This is a genomic window from Seonamhaeicola sp. ML3 (assembly GCF_023273855.1).
GTDB lineage: Bacteria > Bacteroidota > Bacteroidia > Flavobacteriales > Flavobacteriaceae > Seonamhaeicola.
In genome coordinates this window covers 2,175,528-2,201,863 of record NZ_CP096884.1, presented here as the reverse complement: position 1 = coordinate 2,201,863, position 26,336 = coordinate 2,175,528, and the positions used below count along the sequence as shown (strand labels likewise).

The window sequence follows — 26,336 nt, the reverse complement described above, 5'->3', positions numbered from 1 at the left end:
AATATTGCTATTTGATAATTTCTTGTTCTATCTCTTCTAAAGATTTCTCTTTGGTTTCGGGGAGCTTTCTATAGATGAATAGCCATCCAAAGAAACAAACACCTCCATAAAGCCAGAAGGTACCAGAAGCACCTAAAGCGGCATTTAATAATGGGAATGTATAGGTTAATGCAAAGCAGGCACCCCATAGCGATAGTGTCGCTACTGCCATGGCCACACCTCTAATTCTGTTGGGGAATATTTCAGAAATGACCACCCAAACTACGGGAGCTAGAGACATTGCATAGGTTGCTATTGCTAATAGCACAAGAACTAATAAAATAGTGCCGGAAATATTAAAATAATATGCTGCGCCAATACAAACGTAGATTAAACAAAGACTTAAAGAGCCCAGTAAAAGTAATTTTCTTCGCCCTAATTTATCTACTGTATAAATGGCTATAAAAGTAAACACGAGGTTTATAATTCCAGTTATGACGATATTGAATAAAATATCTGACACGCCAAATCCAGCAGCTTTAAAAATATCTTCGGCATAGTTAAAAATAACATTAATACCACACCATTGTTGAAAAATTGCCAGTACAATACCCAATACTAAAATAGGTTTTAGTTTAGGTGATTTTAGTTGCGAAAGCGGTACGATCTTGTCGCTATTGTTGATAGAATCTAAAATAGTTTGGTATTCGGAAGTGGCATAACCGCTACCACCTATTTTTTTGAGAATAGCTTCTACTTTTGTCCTACTGCTATTTTTTGCTAGCCAACGCGGACTTTCCGGTATAAAAAAGATTAGTATTAAAAATAACCCAGCAGGTATAATTTCTGCCCAAAACATATAACGCCAACCGTTTTGTCCATTCCAAGACGATAAGATATTCTCAGTACTAAATCCTGTAGGTACAGCTTCAGCAATCTGCCAGTTTACCAATTGTGCGAGTAAGATACCAATAACAATAGTAAGTTGATTTAGTGAGACGAATCTTCCTCTTAAATGAGATGGCGCAATTTCGGCTATATACATTGGAGATAAATTAGATGCTAAGCCAATGCCTATTCCTCCAATAATTCTATAAATAATAAATAAGGTATAATGAGATGTTGCTCCTGTACCAGCTGCAGACAGCGTAAATAAAAATGCTGAAAAAACAAGCAATCGTTTTCGGCCATATTTATCACTTAATAGTCCAGATAATGCTGCTCCCAACAAACAACCAATAAGTGCACTGCTCATTGCCCAACCTTGTAAACTGGGATTATCTGCGATTTGAAAAAAAGCTTCGTAAAAAGGTTTAGCACCACCAATTACCACCCAGTCGTAGCCAAATAAAAGACCTCCAAGAGCTGATACCATGGATACCATGGATATGTATTTTATATTTATTTGGGTGTGTTCTGTCATTTATTATGCTGTGTACAAATTTAGACCTTAAGGTTTTGCAATATAAAAGGTTACACATGATAAAAAAATAGATTATTTTTTAAAAAGATGGATTATTTTATTAATTTTAAAATTTAACAGAATTAATAAAAACACATCATTTGGAATTAAAGCGTAGTGTTTCCATTCCGGAGCAGGAAATACAAAAAACCAAGGTGCATGGCACTAACACAATGCTTTACATAACCAATATTGGCTACTATGCCGAAGCCCAGAGTCATTATAGAAAAAGAAAAAATGGTGCGTCGCAGCATATTCTAATTTACTGCACAGAAGGTAGTGGCTGGATATCTGTAAACGGTAAAAAATTTGGCGTTACTAAAAACCAATATTTTATTATTCCCAAGAACACTCCTCATAGCTATGGGAGCAATAAGCAAAATCCATGGAGTATATACTGGATTCACTTTTTAGGGACACTATCTGAAGATTACGCCTTTCTAACGCAAAATCCGCTAACCATATTTCCATCTTATATAGACCGTATAGACAATAGAATTGAGTTGTTTGAAGAAATGTTTCAAAATTTAGAAATGGGGTTCTCGACAGAAAATATACAATATGCAAATATATGCTTAATCCATTTTTTAGCTTCATTTAAGTTTTTAGACCAATACAGGCAAATACGAAAACAAGATGAATCGGATAGTATTTTGAAATCTATTCGTTACATGAAAAGTAACATTACAGAATCTATTACTTTACAGGAGCTAGCAAAAGGCGCAAATTTATCTACCTCACAATTTTCCTTGCTATTTAAACGAAAAACCGGTAAGTCACCATTAGATTATATGATACAGCTACGCATTCAAAATGCATGTCACTTATTAGATAACACGAACTTAAAGATAAAGGATATTGCCCTGAAAACGGGATACCATGACCCTTATTATTTTTCTAGAATTTTCAGCAAAATTATTGGAAGTTCCCCCAGAGATTACAGAAAATCTTTAAAGGGTTAATTAAATAGCTTTAGACTTGTTAATTTATATTTCTTAGTCAGTTAAAAGATATAATGACATTCCTTAACTGTTAAAGATTTACCACATAATTGAAATTGCCAGATTTTACACTTACAGTTTTGTTTGGTAAAACTATTTTAGCTTTACAATTTACTGGAACCACACCATAGTATTCATAAGTATGCTCATTAATTTTCTTCCAGGCAGCCTTTATTTCTCCGTGAATGGAGTTATAGCTTGCTTTTGCAAAGCCCATAGATTTGATAAAATTAGGTTTTAAAATAATATTTTGAAAACCGGGTTTAGAGGCGTCCACATTAATCCCTACTAAATGGCGATAGAAAAAGTTATCTACTGCACCCATAAAATGATGCATATCAGAAGAGGTAAACTTGTACCCCTCTGGCAATGTAGTAGCACCTTCTTTAATCATCCAACCAAATGAAGGCCATTCTTCATTAACAACTACTTTATGCATCATATCTGCATATCCGTTTTTAGGCAGATACTCAAAGGCCGAATGTATCGAAAATATGCCACCCCATAAGTGATAGTCTTTTTCTTTAACAATATTTTCTACTACACGCTTTTCTAATTGTTCTCTATATTCTTTTGGAACAATACCATAATCTAGCGCCAAAATATTTACTACTGGTAAAAACTCCGTAAATGGTTTTAATCCTGTATATTCTACTTTTTCTGTATCAAATGCATATTTCTGGATGCCCTCATGTATACGTTTGAGTTGTTTTTCTAGACGCTTTTTATCTTTGGTTTTTGCTAGTTTATCTGCCATGTAAGTCAATCGCTTTAACACCAAATAAAAGTTCATAGAACCGATAACCTCATTACCCCCTGGTTTTCCTCCACCTCTATAGGTAGCATCGTAAGGTGGCACCCAATCATTATAGATTTCGGCAAACATGCCGTCTTTTGTTTTAGAATTGTTGTTTTTCCATGAATACGCTACCCAATGCATCATATTTTCCCAGTAATTCTCAAACAACCTTGTATCTCCGTAATATTGATACATATACCAAGGAATGTGTACCCCTGCAGACGACCATAAGGTCGATTTACCTTTTCTATAATTATTGGCAGGTGCAATAGGGCTTAAAGCACCTTCTGTAGTTTGCGTATCAAAAATATCTCGTGTAAATTTGGTCATTAATGCAGCCAAATCGTAATTGGCCATACCAAACTCTACACCAGTTACAGCATCTCCCAACCAACCGTTTTTTTCACGGTTTGGACAATCTGTAACAATACTATGCAAGTTAAAAATTAACGATTTACGGCAAATGTGGTGCACAGCATCTACCGTTTTGTCTGAAGATTCAAATGAACCCACCTGTGGTACGTCTGAATGTACAAACTTTACCTCCACATCCTCTTTAGTGATTTTTGTTTTGTATCCTTTTACTTGTACATAACGGTACCCTTTATACGAAAAACGACATTCGGCAAATTCTTCTGCTTCCCCTTTACCTATATACGCCATTTGCTGTAAACGTCCTGGTTGCCCACTTGAGGTAGGGTCTAAATGTTCACCATAATAAATGGTAACCTGTTGTCCTTTTTCTAGATTTTTTAATCGTAAACGTATCCAGCCAGCACTGTTTGTTCCGGTATCAATCCATTGCCCATAACTACCCTTGCGTTTAATATTTACAGGTTGAAATGTTTTGGTTACACGAATGGGTTGGCACATTTGCGAGACAACTTCTCCTCCTGGATGTGGTGCCGAATTTACATTATCCCAGGAGGTATCATCAAAACTGGCTATATTCCAATTTTCAATTTCTTTTCGGGCATCATAAATTTCGCCCATGTGAGGACCGTCATAAACAATAGGGCCTCCTGTAACTTTCCAAGATAAATCGCTAACTACATTTTCTTCTGTACCATCTTCATACAATACTTTAATTAAACATAACAATTTCGGCTGACCAACATAACCATCTTTTTTATAAAACCCCCAATGGTCATAAGCCAATTGCCCATAAAACCCTCTACCCAACATTACACCTGCTAAATTCTCTCCATTTTGAATTTGTTTTGTAATATCGTGTGTGGCATATAGAACTGTTTTTCTATAATCCGTCCAACCTGGGTCTAAAACCTGAGTTCCTATACGTTTTCCATTGATAAATAATTCGTAATAGCCCAGTCCACTTATGTAAGCTTTTGCCTGTTTAACCTTTTTATTTACTGTAAAAGGTTTTCTTAATAATGGCGCAGCATCGTAAGGATTTTGATGATGAAAGTGGTACCGCTCAAACATACTCATGCTAGAACCAAAAAGGCTTGGCAATTGAAATTGTAACGCTTTAGATTCGATATCTTTTCGTTCCCACCATTCTTTATTCCATTGCTCTTGAGGTTTCCATGCAATCCATTGGGCGTTTTTCCAATCGTCCTTTTGAAATAAACCTGTAGAAAATGTTGCAGTTTTACTCCAACTTGGCGTATTATTTTTATCCCAAACCTTTACTTTCCAATAATACTGTGTTGCTGGCTGTAAAGGTTTGCCCCTATATACTATTTGGGTAGTTTGAGAACTTTTTACTTTTTTTGAATTGTATATGTCTCCAATATTTTTTTCGATATTTTCTTTGGAAGCAGCCACAATCACTTGGTAATACTTTTGATATTGACCAGACTCTCCAGATTTTAATTTCCAGAAAAAACGTGGCTTTTTAACATCTACGCCCTCAGGATTAAATCTATATTCTAATTTTAAATCATAGGGTTTTATTTGTGTAAAACCAGATAAACTGGTTATAACAACAAAAAAAAATAAAAAGTTCTTGCTCATTTAAATTTAATTTACTTTTCTGAGTTTTATCCCACTCAGCCTAGTTGTTCCCTTTTTGGCTTCAAATTCTATCGTTATTCCTTTATCATCTTCAACAGATATTAAAAAACGTTTGGCTACACCTCTGTCATTTCCATAAGATTTTTTTAGATTGATGTCTTTCCAAATTAATTTCCCATTTGCTTTAACATCCATTACATTTAAATCCTTTGTTTTTAGTTCTGCTAATAATAAAGTTAACTCATATGTGCCATTAGGGACATCAAATTTATAACCCTCAATCCCTATACGCTGGGTTTGGTATATAGGATCGTTTTCAGTTCCTTTAACACTAACATCTGTACCAATAGCATTTCTTCTTTCACTTGGGTGTTTTAAAAAATCTCCCCCAATGTAACCAAAACCTCCTTTTTCGTATACTTTGTCTGGCATCCACAAATAATCCATATTGTCTGTTTCTATAAAGTAACAATGAGAACCTACATTAACAGCTACTTCTTCAAACTTATTTATATTACTCTTTAAATCTCTAGGTATTAGGTTAAAATCTATAAACACAATATCCTTTAAAAGTTTGCCATCTTTTTTACTGATTACTTCAATTAAATTTTGTCCATCAATAAAAGGCACATCAAAAGTTACTGTTGAAAATTCAAAAACTTTTTTTCCTAACGATATCCCGTTTAAAAATAATTCAACATCATTCCCATTACCAACTATGGTTAATGGCTGTGTGGCATAAGCTCCGCCTTTAACATCTGCAATACCAGATCTTTTATTCCAAGATTTAGATGCTATGGCTAAAAATGGTGTTTCTTTCAATATGGCTTGGTACAAATAATAGACGTCTTTTTTCTTTCTGGTAGCTGAAACCAAACCTTTATTGTTTATGTGCGGCACAGCATCTTTGCGATGTTCTACCTGAAAATCTGCATAATTCCATACGTTAGCACCCGAAATTTCAGGCATTTCCAAAATGGTTTTCATATAGTATTTGTGCAACAAAAACTGATAATCTACACTAAAATCAAATCGTGTGGGATTATAAGAACGTAATCTTGGATCAGCACCTCCGCCATACTCACTTAAAATAAAAGGCTTATCGGGATTCAATTCTAATGATCGGGCTACCAAGTTCCTTAAGTTTTTATCAATGTCCTCTAACTCTTCAACATACCAACCGTAATATTTGTTATAGCCAACCAAATCTGTAAAACGGATACCTAATCTGTCTTGATATGCTGGTTCTCTAAAAAATACAGAGTAAGAATAACGGGTTTTATCTTCTTCTTTTATGGTTTTAGCGAGTGCTTCGTGAGTGCTTACAAAATGTTTGGTATACTCTTCCCCAAATGAGTTAGGCGCTTTCATGGTCGTTTCGTTTCCTAAATTCCAAGCAACAATAGCGGGGTGATTATAATTGAAACGAATTGCCTCTTTTAACATTTTAATGGTATTTTGCTTACCCGTTTCATTAGCTGCAGCTTTGTTTACAAAAGGAATTTCTAATGTGGCTACTAAACCTAATTTGTTACACATTTCTAAAATTGCTGGATCCTGTGGGTAATGGGCAATACGTAAAAAATTGGACCCCATTTCCTTTAACAGCCTCATGTCATTACGATGTATTTCGTCACTCACCGCGTTGGCTTTTCCTAAAAAATCTTGATGACGACAAGTACCTATTAATTTTGTTGGTTTACCATTAATGAAAAAACCTTTATTGGCATCGAAACTAAACCACCTAAAGCCAACAACGTTCTCAATCCTGTCGTAAATATTTCCTTTTTTATCAACGATTTCTGAAACTAATTTGTACAAATAAGGGGTTTTTGGAGACCATAAATTAGGGTTTGTAACCGAAAATTCACTCCGTACATCTTTTCCAAATATAGCTCTACTTTTTACTTGTTTCACCTGGTTATTATCTGCATCAAACAACGATTGCCTTACATAATAAGCTCCTTTTTTAGGTCTTACTAATTTTGATTGTACAGTTAATTTAGCTGAAGTTTCAGAAACCTCTGGAGTCCTTATAAAAATGGCATTGGCTCCTAGATTAGCAACTTCAAAATGTACTGGTTTGGTAATTATTAGTTGAACATCTCTATAAATACCGCCATAAAACGAAAAATCTGCAGATTGTGGAACAATCTCATCATCATGTGCATTATCTACTCTAACCACTATTTCATTTTTTCCTATTTTCAGGGCTGAGGTAATATCTCTTGCAAATGTTGTGTATCCACCAATGTGATCTTCACCTACGGCCTCTCCATTAACAAAAAGTGAAGCAACTTGATTTGCAGCCTCAAACAATAAAAATACTTGCTGATTTTCGTAAATCTGAGGAACAGTAATTGTTTTTTTATACCAAGCCTCTCCTCTGTAATACCCATTCTCATCATCTAAAATATCCGCTGTATTCCAAGAGTGTGGAATAGTGACGTTTTCCCAAGTAATATGTTCGTTATTATCAAAAGGCTTTTCTAAACTACCTTTATGAAATACCCATGCTTCATTAGTAGTTTCAATATGTCTTACTTGTTGTGCATATTGTGAAATAGAAGTTATTATTAATAATAACGATAGTAATTGTTTCATTGACTTTAGTTTATTTATGGTGTTTAAACTTATTTACATTCTACGATTTCACTAGGCACAAAACCAATACGGTGTGCCTTGACTAATAATTTTGATGCTTCGGGTAGCTCCACAGGTAATCGATATACTTCCCAAGACATTGGTATTTCCCCCTGCTCATCTATAACTTTATAACCTATGGAAGCGCCTTCAGTTTTACAACTTAAACTTATTTTTCCGTCTACTTTGGCTATCTCTGGTTTTAGTGTTACAGGCTGTATATCACTATTGGCCCAAAGTTTTTTAACAAGATCTGCTTCGGGGAGTGATGGGTTATCACCTATTGCTTTTAACCACCTATCCATCTCTGCGCTTAAGGCTTTAAGCTTTGCTTGACACTCTGGCTTATCGGCAAGATTAACAAGTTCATGCGGATCTGCTTCGCAATCAAACAACTCCTCTTTTGGTTTATTTTTTCTAAACCATTGCATTTGCACTTCATTTAATTTCCCTTCATCTCTTAATCTTAGTAATTCCTGCATTGTTGGTATTTTTTCCCTATATGCTACAGGTAAATAATATCCTTGCTCTGGCCTATAATTTCTAATATATTTAAACTTTTTATCACGTACTGCTCTAATCGCATCTGTAAAACCATCAAACCTATCGGCGGCAGCGTGTATATGTATTCTTTCTTTATCAGACTTGTATTTTCCTAAAAATGCTTGACCTTGCATATAAGATTCAGCATCTTTACCTATTAGAGACAGTAATGTTGGTGCAAAATCTATAAAACTAATTAATTGATTGTCTTTGCTTCCTGCTTGTAGTTTTTTTGGAAACCTAATAATCATTGGTGTATTCAACCCTGAATCGTAGATTAATCGCTTTTCTCTTGGTAAGGGGCCGCCGTGGTCGCCATAAAAGAAAACAATGGTATTATCTAAGAGTCCATCTTCTTCCAATTGTTTTAAGATTGCTCCAACTTGGTTGTCCATTTCACCTATATTATTATAGAGCTTCCACATATCCCTTCGTGTCAATTCCGTATCAGGCAAATAAGGTGGAATATTAAATTTAGTATCCTTTGGTAGATATACAGGAATTTCATCCTCGGTTAGTCTATTTTTAGATTGAGAACCTCCAAAATTTTTCCATTTATAGTCCCTGTCTCCTGCATGATAATGCCTTGTCTCGACAGCTCTAAACCCATAAGGCTCAAACAAACCCGACTCGTGTGTTTCGGTAAAATTAAAAACAGCAAAGAAGGGTTGGCCTTCAGCTCTATTACGCCAATGCGCATAAGGACTACTTTCATCCCAAGCCGTAACAGGGTGCTTAAATTGATAATCTGTTTTTAGGTTATTAGTACAATAATAGCCTTCTTTTCTGAGCAACTCACTAATCATTTTTACTTCAGAAGGTGGTACTGCTTCATATTTTGGCAAGCCTGTAACTTCTGTATAGGAATTAGTGCGCATATGGTTTGCACCTATACTTGAAGGATACATACCAGTAGCAATGGCTGCTCTACTTGGCGCACAAACACCTGAAGTTGAATATAAATTTGGATAAATCACGCCCTCGTCTGCTAACCTGCTTAAATTTGGTGTTGCCACTGTAGTATCTCCAAATGGCGCAATATACGCTCCCATATCTTCGGTAACTAACCAGAGAATGTTTGGGCGTTCAGGAAGGTTTTGTGAAGTTTTTACAGTTTCTGAAGTAGGGCTATTATTAGTAATTTTACCACAACTTAACACAAAAAAGCATAGCGAAGCAATGGTTAATTTTATAGTTTTCATTTGCTTATTTTAATGTGTTAAAATTAGCTGTATTCCTATAAATTACTGTCCTGCCTTGTCCTGAAAATATATTAAAAAGAATAAAAAAAAGTCTGATTAAAAAAATCAGACTTTTTCAACATTATGAATGCGAGAGGCCTTTAATGTCAACACAAAAAGACTACACTCAGCGCTTTGATTCCTTATCTCTTTACAATCTTTTTGGTACCAAAGGATTGTGCCCCATATAGTTTTACTAGATAAACACCACTTGAAAGTGCTGTAGCATCTAATTCTAAAGAGGAACGTCCTTGAGTTTCCATAGTGATAAGGGATTTACCTACTAAATTGAAAACCTCTACTTTGCTAATATCAGCAGAAAGACCTTTAATTTGAATAAGATTATTTATTGGATTAGAAATAAATACAGAACTTAAATTAAAGTCATCGTTACTTAACACTGCAGCTTCTATAGTCCAAATTTGTCTGTCGTCATTTGAATCAAGTGCAACAGCCGTGATAGTACCTACATTATTTGAATTTATAGTTTGATCAGTTTCATTCTCGCGAACATAAATGTTATTAAGATGAAAACGATAATCATTACCGCTAACTTGAACAAAAATTGCTCTTCTATCATTAGCAGGAGTAGAGCCACTAACTTGTCCAAGAGCCCCCGTATTACCACCCGATATAAAAATTTTCATTAAACCTCTTGACCCTAATACTTCGAACGTACCATTTTGATCTAAAGCTGTAAATGCAAATGTAGTCTTATCCCCATTTAAACTTGAACTAGTTTCATACCGCCAACCTTCGGCAGTTCCCGTACTGGCTGCCAAGTCAGCACCTCCTGTGGAGAGGTATTTACCAGTTTCTTTATTTTTTATAGTATAATTACCATCTTGAATCTGAGCTTGTATCTGAAAAACAGCTGCAAAAAGAATTAATAGTGTAAATTTAAAAGTAAAATTTTTCATGAATTACGATTTTTAGTTAGTATAAATTTTAATTGTTAATTGGATTTTGCCTTAATTTAGTAAAGTCATAATCAACAACAAACATAGCATAAAACCGGAATGAAAAATTCCTAAAGATGTGGAAAAAAATCCTTTTTAACCTCTAAAAGCCCTTGTATCACATGTATTAGACCCCCCAGACTTAATTCTCTAAAAAGGACTGCGCATACTCACTTGGCGTTTTTCCAAATTTATTTTTAAATAAACGAGAAAAATATTTTTGATCTCTAAACCCCACCTTTGTACTTATTTGCCCAATACTCATTTTACCTTGCTCTAGAAATTGGGATGCATGTGATAGTCTAATATGCTGAATAAATTGTTTGGGTGTAAAATCTGTCCATGCTTTAACTTTTGTAAATAATACTGATTTACTTACTCCCAATTCTTCACAAAAGAACGGAATATCAAAATCATAATTACCAATATTACTTTCTATTATATCTAGTGCTTTTTTGTACAGGGTTTCATCAAGAGATGACATTTTTACGTCCTCGGCACTAAATACCTCGTGTGTATTTAGTTTGGATTTTAGATTTTTTATAAACATCAAGGAATTGTTAATACGCAACTTTAATTCCTGAATATCAAACGGTTTACTAATGTAGTCGTTGGCACCACTTTCTAATCCTTCTATTTTATGTATTACATCTGATTTTGCTGTTAATAAAATAACCGGAATATGGCTTGTTCTAATATCATTCTTAATCAAACTACACAGCTCGGTTCCCGTGGTAATTGGCATTACGACATCGCTCACAATTAAATCTATTGGTTCTTGTATTGCCTTTATAAACCCTATTTTACCATTTTCTGCCTCAAAAACATTGTACTCTTCAATTAAAACAGTACGCATAAACGTTCTAAGCTCCTCGTTATCTTCTACCAATAGAATTGACATTTTTTTATCGGAACGAATTTTAGAGGAAAAGTTAGGTTCAATTTCAATATTAGACAATTCTAATTGGTTCTTGTGATAAACCATATATTCTTTTGGTGACTTATCCTGAGAAAACTCGTGTGCTTTGAAGTGGGACTTTCCTTTTAGTAGTTCAACTTTGAAAATAGAACCTTGCTCCTCAATATTAGGTGTTACACTTATTTTTCCTTGATGGAGCTCCACTATGTTTTTTGCAATAGCCAAACCAATCCCTGTTCCTTTTTTAGAGTCTTCACCTTTGTTATCTAGAACAGATAATTCAAAAAACCGTTCAAAAACCTTATCTCTATAAGCCTCAGGAATACCCACACCATTATCTTCAACTTGAAGTATTACTTTTTCATTTTCATCGATAATTCTAACAACAATATCACCAGAATTTGCAGAATATTTGAACGCATTAGAAATCAAATTAAAAAAAACACGTTCTAATTTTTTCTTATCAAAATAAAGTAATATTTCTTTTGAAGGTGACTCAAAACTATACTGATACCCTTGGCTATTGGCATAATCTGAAAAAGACTGATACACTTCCTCTAAAGATTCAACAATATTATGATTAGCCACCTTCAAGGCCATTTGATTACTTTCATATTTCCTGAAATCCATCAACCTATTAATAAGCTGCAACAAATGGTTACCATTATTTTGAATAACCTTAAGTTTTTTATACATGGCACTACTGCCCTTATAGTTATTCATAATTTGTTGTAGCGGTCCTAAGATTAATGTCAAAGGCGTTCTAAACTCATGCGAAATATTGGTGAAAAATTCCAGTTTAGCCGTATTGAGATTTTTTATTTGTTCTGCCTCTAGGTGCTCTAAGTCCAGAGCATGCTTTAATGCAGTTCTGGATTTCGAAACCCTAAACACATAGTAAATTATCGAACCAATAATTAAAACATATATCAAATAAGCCCACCAAGTAAACCAAGGTGCTGGTTTTACTCTAATGTTTAATGTAGTTGGTATTTCATTTGTTACACCGTCACTATTTACACCTTTAACTTCAAAAGTATATTCTCCTGGTTTTTGAATGGTATAAGATGCAGAATTAATTGAAGTTTCAACCCAATCTGTTTCTAAGCCTTTAAGTCGGTATTTATAACTGTTGCTTCTTGAGTTTATAAAACTTGGAATTGAAAATGATAAAGTAAAATTTCCTTGATTGTGTAACAACTCAACCTCTTTGGTAAAACTAATAGTCTTCTCAAGTATATTTTGAGTATCATTAACTGAAACTGACTGATTTTTTATTTTAAAATCTGTTAGTACAACTTGTGGCACATAGTTGTTTTTAACAAAATTATTTTCATTAAACACGGTTACCCCCGAAGTACCTCCAAAATAATAATCATCCCCTAAACGAAAGCCTGCATCTCTATTAAATTCATTACTTGGCAAGCCTTCTTTTTTTGTGAAATGCATTTCAATGGTTTTGGCTTTAAAGTCATATTTTAAAATTCCTTGAGTAAAGGTACTTATCCAAAAACTGTTATCATCGGCTTCAATAATACACCGAATACCATTTACAGGGTCATTACCAACATTAAGTGCTACTTGTTCTAAATTTCCATTGGTTAATTTAAAAAGACCATCCTCAAAGGTTCCAATCCAAAGATCTTCATGAACGTCTTCATAAATAGTATTTATCTCAAATTTAAAATTGGAATAGTTACTAATTACAAACTTTTTAACTTCATTTTTAGGTGTTATACAGTTTAAGCCACGTAAAGTGCCCAACCAAATATTCTTAGAAGTGTCAATCAATATTGTTTTTATGTTACTATTTGTAAGCCCTACAGGTTGAGATTTGGCATTATAAATAAAGAAATGTTTTTTCTTAAAATTAAATTTAACCAAGCCTTTGCCATTTGTCCCAATCAAAATGGTGTCATCCGAGAATTGAACAATTTTCAATACACCAGCATCATTTAAAAACTTTCTTAAATTATCCGGTAAAGCATTTTTTATAAAACGCTTGGTTTTAAGGTTATAAACAAATACACCTTTATCGAAAGTACCAATCCATAAATTGTCATCGCTACTCACACATAACGATTTTATGTTATCACTTCTTAACTCTGAATTGTTTTTTGTTGTTATATGTTCCGTTATGTTTGTATCTTGATTTAAGATAGAAACTCCTCCACCTTCCGTTCCAAATAAAAGTAGATTTTTGTAGTTTACTATTGAGCTTACTACCCTAAAACTTAAGCCTTTTTGAAAGGAGTTTTGGGAAATATTAACAAAATTATTGTTAAAATTATTGTATAGATTTAAACCTCCATAATATGACCCAACCCACATAGTGCCAACATTATCCTTAAACAAGGTCTTGATAAAATTATCATTTAAAGATTTTGGATCTTTATCATCGCTAAGTAGCACGTTAATTGTTCTTTGTTTGTCTACAACATGAATGCCGTTATAAGTAGCCACCCATAAGAACCCAAAATCGTCATAAACTAATTTTCTTGCATTTTTACTTTTCCCGATTAATTCGGCCTCCAAAAAAAAAGGGTGAAACGTTTTAGTTTGAATATTGTATTCAATAATACTATTGTCTTTGGTCGCTACAAGTAAATTTCCATTTTCTGACTCTAAGAGGTCGTTTATATCTAAACCTGTTGTTTTATCTAAAAGTTCAAACAGAAATGAACCATCATTTTTAGATATACAGCGATATAATCCGTTTGAACTTCCAATGAAAATATCACCACCTTTAGTTTCTATAATTGATGACGGCACGTTTATGTCACTAATCTTTTTAAAAACATCTTTTGATGCATCATAAACTGAAACTCCACCAAAATGACATACCCAAATTTCCTGATTAGAAAGCTCCTTAACAGCTTTAATCATATTATTACCAAGACCGGATTGGTTATTGTTTAAAAAATAGGGGCTAAATGTATTGGTTTTAGGGTTAAACCTATTTAACCCAAAAGCTGTACCTATCCATAATACTCCAGAACTATCTTGCTCAATGCACTCTATACCATTATTACTTATGGAATTTGGATTGTCTTTTTCGTGACGATATACTTTGAATTCTGTACCATCAAACTTATTTAATCCGTCTTTAGTACCAATCCAAATTTGCCCCAAATCATCTTGATGAATTGCCATAATAGAATTTTGCGACAATCCATCTGTATCTGTTACATGTGTAAATCTGTATACATCATTTTGAGTAATCCCAAAATGACAAAACAAAATAAAAAGGAATGAAACTAACGATTTAAACATTTTAAAAACAATGTAGGCTAAAATCTAAATATAATTAATTAAGGCAATATGAGAGCCTAATTTAAATTTAATACACTTAAAATATCAAATAATCACAATATTTGAAAAGGTCATATTGTTTTTACCAAAGTTTTTGTAGTGTCTGATTTTACTTTTCTAGTTCAATTGTGTAGTATGGCGAATTATGTGTTTCATTATATAAACCGGGAAACACAACAACTTCAGTATTATCTTTTACACTTGTAAAGTAAACAAGCAAATCATAATCTGGATTCAAATCGCTGGTAGGTATTTTTGCTAAATAAGCATGTCCATCCCAAATCATTTCCTGGACACTAAACTTTCCTAGTGTCATATCAGCCAATCTATAATGCACATGTGGCACTTGATTTTCTTCAGTAAACTTTGCACTTTTTAAAACAACCTGAAGTGTATCCCCTAACGTAACGGAACTTGGAACATTAGTACTGAAATTAGTATTGAACGAAAAATTTGTTTTTCCGAACTCATGATCTTTGAGAGTCATTGGAGTAAGCTGTAAGTGATCTTTTATTTGGTGTAAACTATCAATATCCTTTTCTATTTCAAACAGTCGATCTTTCCATGTACCATTATCATGCAAGAACATTGGATATGGATAATACGTTTCAGTTGCTTTATCGACCACTATCTCCCAACTCGATTTCGCTTTTTCGAGATGATTAATACTTAAATGCAAATACTCATCATTTTTAGTTTCTTTATAATACACATAGTTTACTGTAGCTATAATTTTATAAGCGTGATAACTTGAAAGCGCAGACAAAATATTTAAATCTGACATATTTGTTTTGTATTCTTTTTGAAATAGCTTTGGAATATCTGCTTCATTAACTTGGTTTATATGCCCTAATATTTCATCAGATAATTTTTTATGGTAATCTGACAATTGTATGGGCGTAATCTTTGGTTGAACTCTTCCTTTTATGACATCGTTGACATAATCATTAATACTATAAAACATCCCTGGGTCACCCGGCTCTGCCGATTGGTATGTACGGTTTTTTTGTTTATGTATTGGATTTGAATTATTGGCGTTAAAAAGAGCTCCTCCACTATCCATTTCAGCCCAATTATAATTTGCAGGATGGTTAGTAAGATGAGACGATGTAATTAATGGCAATATATTGCTCGCAACTGAATAAGCATTTAAAATATTTTGATAAGCAGAGCCATAATGCGCTTTGAAAGCTCTTTGCCATACTTCGGGTTTTGTTTTTGTGGAATACCCCAATCTACCAAACAAAAGGTACCATGCCCAATAACGTTGATCTTCCCACTTATAATACGCCATACTTTTATCTTTCATAAGCTCCCAAGTATTTTGCTTTCTGGCCATTGGAGGTGTTACTTGAAACCCTTTGGCATCGCCAAATCTTGTGGAATACGAAAATCGCCTCGCATAATCTGGATCGGCCCAAGTAAATATTCTTGAAGTTCCTATTCCCCATAAACGATAGATAAAATCAAAATCCCTGGATTCGGATAAAAAATCGGCGTAACCATAACGTTGTCGTTTATCTTCGTTATCTATCAAATCAAGTTCACCTTTACGCATTTGTAGGGGGTGGTATGGAAGCCCCATACCTTCCCAAGTATACTTACTGGTTACAGAAAAATCAATACTTGTTTTACTGGCCCAATCTCGTATTTTAGAAGTTAAGCCTTTGGCCCTAATATCCAAAAACAAATCCCTTCCTTCATCTTCTTTAGCCTTAGCAATTGCTGAAATTATTTCTTTCCAAAACTGATCTGCTGTATTGCCAAAACCACCAATTCCAGACTCGTAATTAACCCTTAACTGAATACCATCTATTTCTGGAACTCGTTTCAACAATTCATATATCCCTGTAGAACAATATCTGGTATATTCCTGAGCATCTTCTGGCAGTCCATCAATTAAACTATTACTTCTACCGTGTCCCCAAATACCAAAAACAAACTCAACACCATAATCACTACACATCTTGCCTATTCTTTTTAATTGATTCGTGTAGGCTTCAGGAGTTTTATTTAAATCTTTTTTAATTGTAGTTTTTTTGAAACCGGGAACTTGAAAAAAATAAGGATATACCGGTATCATGAAGTCTTCACTTTTTCCGTCATTATAGCCTGTAATGAGTGTTAACCTGTTAAAACGATTTCTTGCCAGTTGTGAAATGTAATACTCCCAAAATTCCTGTGAAAAAAACCATTGGTCATCATTTTCATCCTTAATAAAGCGATCAATACCTCGCACTTTATTATCTGGGAATTCCATATTGTTTTCCAAATTAGCTAAAGCAGATATTCCTTTATCATATACTTTTTCAGCCATTTCATAAAGGGCATACATTGTACCTTTAGCATCTGTACCCCCAATTACGATTGCTGTATTTGAATTTAAATTGGCTTGTTGATAAAATACGCCTTCAGCTTTACCCTTTAAACGATTTAGTTTGTTACCCAATAAATGTTTTACAAGGCTGTCTTGTGACGAACCGAGCACTAACAACTTCCTGTTTGTTAAATGAGACCAGTTTTTGATATTTGAGATTTGAACCCCTGTTTTCCTTAGTGCCTTGAAAAACTCCCTTTTTCCGAAAGCTACAGCATTAATATCACCATCTGATGTATTTGTCCTGTCAATAACAGTTATTTCGTTATTTGTAAAAAGTAGGTTTTGATTAGGTTCTTGCCCCCAAGTAAAAGCAATTACAAAAAAACAACTATGAAGTAACGTGTAAAAAACTTTGTTCTTGTTTAACATACCATGAATATTTATTGAAATAGTATACGATTACTGGCATAGAAGTTAAACCTAATTATTCAAACAAAAAAGGTTAGGCAATTATAATCACCTAACCTTTTTTATTGATAGTAATTTTATTTTACTTTAATTTCAAAATCTCACTTCCAGCCATTAAAAAGGCACCTGTACCAAAATTCTGCCAGCTATCTGCAGATGCAGGTTCTGGAAACGCTCCAATATTTTGTACCCAACCTACACGACCATCTTCATGCTGACAAGCTTTTAAAGCATGCCATGCTTTTTCTACTGCAGGAATATGTTTCTTATCAACTAAACCATTGTTTATTCCCCAAGCCAAAGCAAATGTATGGAATCCACTACCACTAACCTCTCCGTGGTCATAAGATTCTGGGCACAACAAACTTGTACGCCATAAACCATCTTCCGGTTGAATTTCTAACATTTTTTCAGCCATTTCCTTATATAATTTTTCATAGAACGGTCTGTGTTCATAATCTGTAGGCATATCATCTAAAATCAATGCTAATCCTGCAATAACCCATCCGTTACCTCTAGACCAAAACACTTTTTTTCCATTAGGCTCTTTTGTATCATCTTCGTTACCTTGCCATACAAAACGCATGTCCCTAGCAAAAAGCTGCTCTTCTTCATCATATAACTGGTTGTAGGTTTGCATATAAAACTTGTGCATTTCATCTAGATACTTAGGCTGTTTGGTATGTTTTGCGTACAAATTCAAAACAGGAGGCGCCATGAATAACGCATCGCACCACCACCACAAAATGGTTTTACCCATTTTACTTTTGTCTGTTCCTGCCTTCCAATTGTCATCATCATAAAGATGCGCATCTAAAAACTTTTTGGTTGGTTCTAAATCAACGAAATTTCTCCTGCCCCCTTTCATGTCTATGTATATGTAACTGTATGAAATAGCTACATCATCTGCATGGTGTAAACGCTTATAGGTTTGCCAATTGTTCCAATACCCTTGATTTTTTAAAGCCGCCATATACATCATATCATTGGTTGCTTTGTGAGCTCTTGTTACTCCAACATAATAGGCTCCAGCTGTCCAATCTGTTGGTGAAATAGCAAATATTGGATGTGTTTCTTGCCATTCTAAAGCTTTAATCATGGCTGATTTTACACTTGCCTTATCTATAGGCTTTACTTCTGTTGCTTTTTGTGCTGTAGAGCAATTAAAAAGCAGTACAACTGCAAAAAGGGTTAAAATTGTCTTATTCATTATGTTATTTTTTTAGCTTGAATGTTGTTTCTAAATAGTTTTTTGAAGATGTTCCTAACATAACCGTGTAATCTCCAGGCTCTAATACTTTCTCCATAGTAATTCCGGTAAACTCCAACATTTTTGGCGTTATTTTAAATGTTACTGTTTTACTTTCTCCTGCTTCGAAGGTTATCTTTTGAAATCCTTTAAGCTCTTTATCTGGTCTTGTAACAGAGCCTATCTCATCTTTAATATACATTTGTATTACTTCCTTAGCTTTTACATCGCTATTGTTAGTTACAGTAACACTTACTTCTAACTCAGTCTCAGGAGTTATTTCAGAATTTGAAATTTTAATATCTGAATATTCAAAATTTGCATAACTTAAGCCATGACCAAATGGATATAGTGGTCCTTCGCCAATAAATAGATATTCTTTCTTATAGTTAATCTCCTTCATACTATAATGGAAAGGAATTTGACCAATAGACCTAGGAATGGTAACTGGCGACTTACCAGAAGGTGACACTTCACCAAATATTATTCTAGCTGTAGACTCGTCACCAAATTCGCTTAAATCCCATGTATCTAAAATGGCATCTGCTTGTTCTGCAATGGTATTTATTGAGAGTGTTCTTCTATGCTTAAGCACAACTATTACAGGTTTACCGAGTGCTTTTACCTTTTCAACAAGTTCGTCCTGTGGACCAACCGGATCGATTGTTGCTCTGTCTCCTAGAGCGTTATTAAAAAAGGCTTCTTTAGAAGTAAATTCATCCCCTCCTAAAAACAACACAACCACATCAGATTGTCTTGCTATATTAACCAGTTTAGCAATAGCTGCAGGATCTCTCTCTAATAAATTAGGCACTCCCTTTTTCTCATCGGTTAGATGAAACCCTTTTTCTGCTACAAATTTGATATTGCTCCCAACAACAGACTCAAACATAGCTTGAGTATCTTCTTTTACAAGTGGTCCTAGAAGCGCTATTTTAGCTGACTTTTTAGGGTTAAGTGGTAATGCATTATTTTCGTTTTTAAGGAGAATAACAGATTCTAAATCTGACTCTTTTGCCAATTCTAGAGAAGCTGCTGATCTATTTCCAACTTTTACCGACTCGATATCGATATAAGGATTATCAAACAATCCGAGAATAAATTTAGTACGAAGTACTCTACGAACAGACCTATCAATTAACTTTTCCAATTCTGGATTTTCCTTAACCATCTCTGGGAGATAAGCATAAGAATCTTCAGCATACAAATCGATATCAATACCGGCTTCAAGTCCCATGCGAGCCGCATCCTCAGGAGTTTCTGCAACATTCATGAAATAGTGTAAGCGCGCAATATCATTTGAGTCTGACACTACATAACCTTCAAATCCCCATTGATCTCTTAACACACCAGTTAATAATTCTGGGTTTCCGTGACTTGCAATTCCATTTAAATCACCATGTGATGCCATAATACCAAGCGTTTTGGCTTCCTTTACAGCGGCTTCAAACGGTGGATAAATCTCATCTATTAAAGTTCTTTCTGAAATTTCAATTGCAGCAAAATTCGAACCTCCCAACACTTGACCATACCCAGCAAAATGTTTAGATACAGCCCCAATGTGTGTACCATTTCCAAGACCTTCATAATTACCTTGAACACCTATTACAGCATTTTTAACCATTTGAGTTGTGAGATAGGTATCTTCTCCAAAGGCTTCACTCATTCGTCCAAAACGTGGATCACGTACTAGGTCTGCTTCAGGAGAGTGACACATGTGCATACCACGCAAACGTGCTTCACGACCAACAACATCCCATTGTCTTTGAACTAGCTCTGGGTTAAATGATGCTGCCGAAGTCATAGGGCGACCAAACTTAGTACATCCCTCTGCATCTACTCCGTTATAAGACTCGGTTACAAATAATGCCGGAATACCCCAACGATTATTCTCAATAATATATTTTTGAAGCTCATTGTTTAATTTTGCGGCAGACACGGCATCTATATGCTCACCCGGATTTTTAATACCTGCAATACCTAGCTTAAGCTTCTCAACTACTCTTTTAGAAAGTTTTAGTTTTCCGTTTTCATCGTGTTTCACACCTATATTGGCATGAAAGATTCTCATTTGTGCTACTTTTTCTTCTAGAGAAAGTTTTGGTAGTAAAGCCTCTACGCGCTCCTCTATTGAAAGTGAAGCGTCTTTATAATCTTTCGAACTTGAATCTTCATTTTTACAGGAAGCTAGGGTTACAAGTAATGCCAAAAAAAGTAATTTCTTCATTAGTCCTTTTTAATTGTTATTTAGTTTTTGAATTTAAATCTATTTAATTTGAATGATGACACATTAGAACCTTTAAAAACGAAACAAAGTGATTGCTTATCTTTAAGGTTTTTAGTTATAAAATTTCTTCTTTGAAATGCGTAAATATCATTTTTGGGGACTTTACAAGTAAACAGCAACTCACCTAGTGGATGTCCCTCACGCACTTCTAATTCTATAGGTTCTTTGGCAATTACTTCCAATTCTAAGGTATTTTTCCCTATTAGGCTTTTCACATTAGGAAAGATTAAATAACTTGAATCTTTAATAGGTTCAACAGAAAAACCGCCTTTATTATTTTCTACCTTTACAATGCCATTAGCCTTGAAGTAGTTTTCGGCTTCAATAAAACCATTAGCATCATAGTTCCCAACGCCAACGCCATCTACATGTATCGTTGCCATTTCTCCATTTGCTTTATAATGCACGTAACTTATAAAACTATCTCTGAAATAACGATTCCCTGTTTGACTGATATCGCAATATACATAATACCATTGATTATGCCATTCAAAAAAACTACCATGCCGACCTTGTAAAAACCCGTTCGGCCAGGTAGGAGCATCGAAACCTTCAGCAAAACTCTCTTCTTTAATTATAGAATCTTTATAATCGTAAGGCCCGTAAATATTATCAGACATGGCATAAAAGCAACCCCATGACAAATAGAACTTATTATTATGTTTGTGAAGAAAAGGTTTATCGTCTGTTGGCATTTTTTTATTATTACCATCTAGATTATAAGGACCTCTTGGATTATTAATTTGAATTTTCTTTGGTCGCTCGGCTAAACTCATCATGTCATCATTTAGTTTGGCTATATAATAGTCCCAAACACCAAATATGATATAGTGTTCACCGTTATCTTCAAAAACGGCCATATCATATTCGTGAGTATCAGTTAAATTTGAAGTCAACAATGGTTTTTCTAAAACGTCTTTCCATGGGCCAACAGGTGTATCCCCTACTACCACACCGGTTTGTTCGTTTCCTTCGGAAAAATAGAAGTAATACTTTCCATTTCTAAAGGCCGCATCTGTAGCCCAACATCTTGAAAATTCTGTACCTATATATGTGTCTTTAGGTTTTAAAACACTACGCTTTGTCCAGTTTACTAAATCAGGTGAAGACCACACCCACCAATCTTCCATAATAAATTTATCATTATCGATGGACTTGTCGTGTGATGCATAGACGTAAGCAGTGTCGTTAAAAATATGAATATGCGGATCGTTCAATCCTACATTTGAAACCATAGGATTTTGAGTAAAGGCAGATGTTACAGCCAATATCATTATACCTAAAATTCCATGTCTTATTTTAAAACTGTTTATCATACTCTAGTCGATCTCACAAAAGGTATCCATAATTTTGGTTACAATAGCAGCTTCTTCAACAGAACATGGATTTTGATGACTATCTCCTAAAAAATAACTCACCACTTGCTCTATCATTGGTTGCTGAACATGTTTAGGATTTTCAAACTTAAAAGTTTCCGTTTTATCGGTAGTTTCAACTTTTATTTCGTCACTGTAGAACGAAAATGTTAAAGTACCTTTTTCACCTTTAATAGTGCATACATCACTATCTTCAGAAGCTGCAAAATTCCAACTTCCTTTAAAATGCACACCATTTTCAAATATTATTTCACCTTTAACCCAATCCGCTAGGTTCACTCCTTCTGGAACATTTCCTTTAGCTATTTTAGATACAGTTCCAAAATAATGGTACATTAAGTCTATTTGATGTGGCGCAATGTCATGAAAATAACCGCCTCCGGAAATTTCAGGATTTAATCGCCAGTTCTCATCTGTTTTAGCTATTAAATTTGCATTTTGAGACTGTGCAATATCAATTTCTGCAGAAAGCACTTTACCAATTACATTGGCATCTAACAACTCCTTTACTTTTACAAATAAAGGCAAACTTCTTCTGTAATGCGCAACTGTTACTTTGGCACTGCTATTATTTACTGCCTCCACTAAAGTATTTGCCTCTTTACTGTTTAATACCATTGGCTTTTCCAAGTATACATTTTTTCCAGCCTTGATAGCTTCTAGTGTGTAGCTTAAATGCGAAGAAGGTGGTGTTGCAATATAAACAGCGTTCACTTTTTCATCATTTAATAATTCGGAGGCACTAGTTGTCCAATGCGCCACATCATGCCTTTTTGCAAAATCTTTTACCTTATCTTCATTTCTACGCATAACGGATATTAATGAAGACTGTTTTACTTTTTGAAATGCAGGACCACTCTTCACTTCTGCAACATCACCACATCCTAAAATTCCCCAATTTATAATATTTGAACTCATACCTGTTTTATCTTACTTACATTTAACCTCACTTAACGCGGCATTTTGTGCCTGAGATAGGGTTTTATCTGTTTTGAACAATACAAACTGGTCAATGGCGTGAGAATTTGATCTTCCAGAAATTTCAACATCGTAAGTCCCAGCTTTGTCAAACGTTACAAAAACATCATAGGCGTCTTTATCATTTGTATTAGATTTCCAAAACCATTCACCCACTCTATTCATATACACTTTAAGCCAACCATCTTTACTTGAACCTTCTGGGTTAGGTGTTTTTCCTGAACCCTTAGGATATACTCTGTGACCAGTTGATTGTTTTTCTCCAAAAAAATCATCACCATTAATTCTTAACCAGGAGTCATTATGTTCAGACTTACTGGTACCCTTACCAATTCTAGACCGCCATACAAATTGATAGGTTCCCGCATTGCTTATTTTAATGGTGAACTTCATTACCCCTTGGCCTGGATTATTAAAATTATCTGAGCCTGTCCAAATAATATAGTCTTCACCTTCAAAACCAGATAAATTTTTGGCAGTTGACCATCCGTTTGAAGTCTTGCTAGGGTTTTTGATATCTACACGAACAAATCCATCTTTTTCAACGAACAATTCACTAGAGGAACAGGTATTACCACTTGGTGTAGTCTCCTCTTTTTCTTCTTCTACCTGGATTTCCTCTTCTATGGGATCGCTTTCACTAGAATTGGAACATGAGATAAATAAAAAACTTATCATTATAATAGATAACGTAATCCTAAAAAACTTTATCTTTTTTTTATGCATAATTTGTCGAATGATTTATTTTATCACCAATAGAAAACCAGCGATTTTCTGGTGCATAAATATAAATTATGTAATGATTAGACCTGTCCTGTACTGTGCGGTAAAAATCTAAGTAATAAAAGTGATTTGAATAAACTACCGTATTAAAAAAATAGTATTGAAACTATAACGAATTGTTCTTTAAAAGAATAATCCAATCTTTCTTGTATGAAGATGGAGGAGTACCTAATCCCACAATTCCATTGGCTTTAACTAAAGTAGTTTCTCCATCCTGAAGGCTACCTCCATTCCTTGGATCAAACCATTTTACATTAAACACCTTTCCTGAATCTCCTAAATCCAACTTTATTTTATCCGCATTAGCTTCTACATAAATTGCGTAAACCTCTCCTTCTTTGGCTAAACAATAAGCTATGTCTTCTGAAGCTACTAACGCATCTTGAGGTTCCATCTCCCAAAATGGGATATGGTTATTAAAAAAATTCAAGGCATAACGGTTTTGATCCCAAAATAAATCCCGACTTCTAAAATCCTGACAGGTTAAATCTGAATTTGGACTGGCATAACCAAAATACCACTCAACACCAAATCCTCCAGCAAATAAAGTACCATACATAGCTCTACCTCTGGCATAATTATGTTCTGGGTCTTCATCGTCTGGTAATAACGCAATATTTGCTTTCCCTGGCTCATCAACAGCCAATGCCCATTCTTTTCCAGTGGCATCTGATATTTTTCTCCATTTTAAAACCCTTGGGTGCACATCGTTAAAATCTGGATGACTCAATTGTAATGATGCACCAGTTAAAGGAGATTTATCTCCAACAAAATCGTGGTATCTATCATCTTTATTCGGAAACGTATGCAATACCAAATGACTCTTATACGCATCTAATTTTGAAACATAATCAGCTACTTTTAACACCTCTTCTGTGGGCTGATTATTTTCTTCACCTAAATTCCAGTTCATAGATAAATGATGTCCGAAACGCGCAATAAGTTCACGATAGTATAATTTACCCTCTGTACCAAAAACACTCTTGTCCATTAAATGATCTGTTTCGGTTTCGTGGGTTTTAAAGTGTAAAAACATGCCTTTGGTTTCGCCATATTCAAAAATACGCTCCCATTGATCTAATTTCGATACATCAAAACGTGTTTTATGAAACATAGTTTCCCAGGCCTCTTTATTTTTCTTCACGCTGGCATAAGTTTCATATTCTTCAACAGGCACCTTTAAAAGATGAGGAAAAATATTTCTATCATCTCCATCTACATTAAAGGTCAGGAATGAAAATACGTTTAATTCTTCGCTAGCTAAGTAATTAATAGCTCCCAAAAGGTTCTTACCTTTTGTTTCTTGCCATAGATAAGGTGCTGCACTTTCATCAAAATCCTTTTCATGTGGTCCCCAGGTTTTTTGAAATCCGAGCGCATTTGTAGACACATCTATATCAGTGTAAGCCAATAAATTCTCTGGAGCGTCCACTCCTAATTTTATAAAATACTTTTGGCTATCTGCAAATTTCAAATACGATTCGCCTATATATTCCAACTTACCTTTAGCTCTATTATCAATACCTGTTTTATCTGATTCTGTAATCACGAAAGTTCCTGTTTGCCCATCCATAAAACCAGCGCTTGAGGCACTTGTAATATCTTCAGCAATGGCTACGTTATCACCTTCTTTAAAAGAAACCGTATAAGTCCATTCTCCGGTAGTATTTGGCGTAAATCTTACTTGCCAAATATTACCTGAATCACTGCTCGTATCTGCAGCATTACCATCCGCCGCAAAAAAGCCAGGGATTTTAAAACTTTCTTCACTATTACTAAAAACAACATCTAATCTGTAATCAAGAAATGGATTCTCTTCTGCTAACTCCGAAGTTTCTGGTCCCTCAAAGTTTAAAGTGACCTTATGCCACTTTTTTAGTTCACCTTCAATTTTAACTTCCTTTTGTTGAGAACATGATATAAAAAGTATGAGTGCTAAAAAAATATAAATTGTCTTGAACATGATGAATGTATTTAATTTAGTTAGTTGATTCGGTAATATACTACACTATTTATAGAAAAAAGATATTTTAGACA

General features: G+C 34.4%; 14 protein-coding genes. 1 reads left to right on the top strand and 13 read right to left on the bottom strand.

Features of this window, described 5'->3' with window-relative positions:
• Positions 1-7 precede the first annotated feature (7 nt).
• A complete protein-coding gene (locus M0214_RS09880) occupies positions 8-1,402 on the bottom strand; it encodes a sugar porter family MFS transporter (protein ID WP_248722402.1) in 1,395 nt (464 codons plus the stop codon).
• Between the two features lie 140 nt (positions 1,403-1,542).
• On the opposite strand from M0214_RS09880, the gene M0214_RS09875 reads away from it, so the two are divergent.
• Positions 1,543-2,403, top strand: a complete 861-nt coding sequence (locus M0214_RS09875; protein WP_248722401.1) for an AraC family transcriptional regulator — start codon at positions 1,543-1,545, stop codon at positions 2,401-2,403.
• A gap of 70 nt (positions 2,404-2,473) precedes the next feature.
• Here the strand turns inward: M0214_RS09875 and M0214_RS09870 are convergent, their stop codons facing one another.
• The 12 genes from M0214_RS09870 to M0214_RS09815 form a co-directional block, all read right to left on the bottom strand.
• Complete coding sequence (locus M0214_RS09870) at positions 2,474-5,221, bottom strand: family 78 glycoside hydrolase catalytic domain (RefSeq protein ID WP_248722400.1); 2,748 nt, start codon at positions 5,219-5,221, stop codon at positions 2,474-2,476.
• A 6-nt stretch (positions 5,222-5,227) separates the two neighbouring features.
• Complete coding sequence (locus M0214_RS09865; RefSeq protein WP_248722399.1) at positions 5,228-7,825, bottom strand: glycoside hydrolase family 2 TIM barrel-domain containing protein; 2,598 nt, start codon at positions 7,823-7,825, stop codon at positions 5,228-5,230.
• Between the two features lie 29 nt (positions 7,826-7,854).
• Positions 7,855-9,609, bottom strand: coding sequence for a sulfatase (locus tag M0214_RS09860; protein ID WP_248722398.1), 1,755 nt, complete (start codon positions 9,607-9,609; stop codon positions 7,855-7,857).
• Between the two features lie 182 nt (positions 9,610-9,791).
• The gene (locus tag M0214_RS09855) at positions 9,792-10,568 is read right to left on the bottom strand and encodes a T9SS type A sorting domain-containing protein (protein ID WP_248722397.1); all 777 of its coding nucleotides are present in this window, start codon (positions 10,566-10,568) and stop codon (positions 9,792-9,794) included.
• A gap of 181 nt (positions 10,569-10,749) precedes the next feature.
• Entirely contained in the window at positions 10,750-14,799 is a 4,050-nt protein-coding gene (locus tag M0214_RS09850) for a hybrid sensor histidine kinase/response regulator transcription factor (RefSeq protein ID WP_248722396.1), read from the bottom strand.
• A 148-nt stretch (positions 14,800-14,947) separates the two neighbouring features.
• The gene (locus tag M0214_RS09845) at positions 14,948-17,587 is read right to left on the bottom strand and encodes a hypothetical protein (protein WP_248722395.1); all 2,640 of its coding nucleotides are present in this window, start codon (positions 17,585-17,587) and stop codon (positions 14,948-14,950) included.
• Positions 17,588-17,708: 121 nt separating this feature from the next.
• The gene (locus tag M0214_RS09840; RefSeq protein WP_248722394.1) at positions 17,709-18,836 is read right to left on the bottom strand and encodes a glycoside hydrolase family 105 protein; all 1,128 of its coding nucleotides are present in this window, start codon (positions 18,834-18,836) and stop codon (positions 17,709-17,711) included.
• Between the two features lie 4 nt (positions 18,837-18,840).
• Entirely contained in the window at positions 18,841-21,102 is a 2,262-nt protein-coding gene (locus M0214_RS09835) for a glycoside hydrolase family 3 N-terminal domain-containing protein (RefSeq protein WP_248722393.1), read from the bottom strand.
• Positions 21,103-21,122: 20 nt separating this feature from the next.
• A complete protein-coding gene (locus M0214_RS09830; RefSeq protein ID WP_248722392.1) occupies positions 21,123-22,478 on the bottom strand; it encodes a family 43 glycosylhydrolase in 1,356 nt (451 codons plus the stop codon).
• A 3-nt stretch (positions 22,479-22,481) separates the two neighbouring features.
• Positions 22,482-23,456 (bottom strand): Gfo/Idh/MocA family protein, encoded by a 975-nt coding sequence (locus M0214_RS09825; protein WP_248722391.1) that lies wholly within the window; start codon positions 23,454-23,456, stop codon positions 22,482-22,484.
• 12 nt (positions 23,457-23,468) lie between these two features.
• Positions 23,469-24,242 carry a hypothetical protein gene (locus M0214_RS09820; RefSeq protein ID WP_248722390.1) on the bottom strand — a complete coding sequence of 258 codons (774 nt, stop codon included), beginning with the start codon at positions 24,240-24,242 and terminating at the stop codon, positions 23,469-23,471.
• Positions 24,243-24,405: 163 nt separating this feature from the next.
• Positions 24,406-26,262: a DUF5060 domain-containing protein gene (locus tag M0214_RS09815; protein ID WP_248722389.1), complete on the bottom strand. Its 1,857-nt coding sequence runs from the start codon at positions 26,260-26,262 to the stop codon at positions 24,406-24,408.
• Positions 26,263-26,336 lie beyond the last annotated feature (74 nt).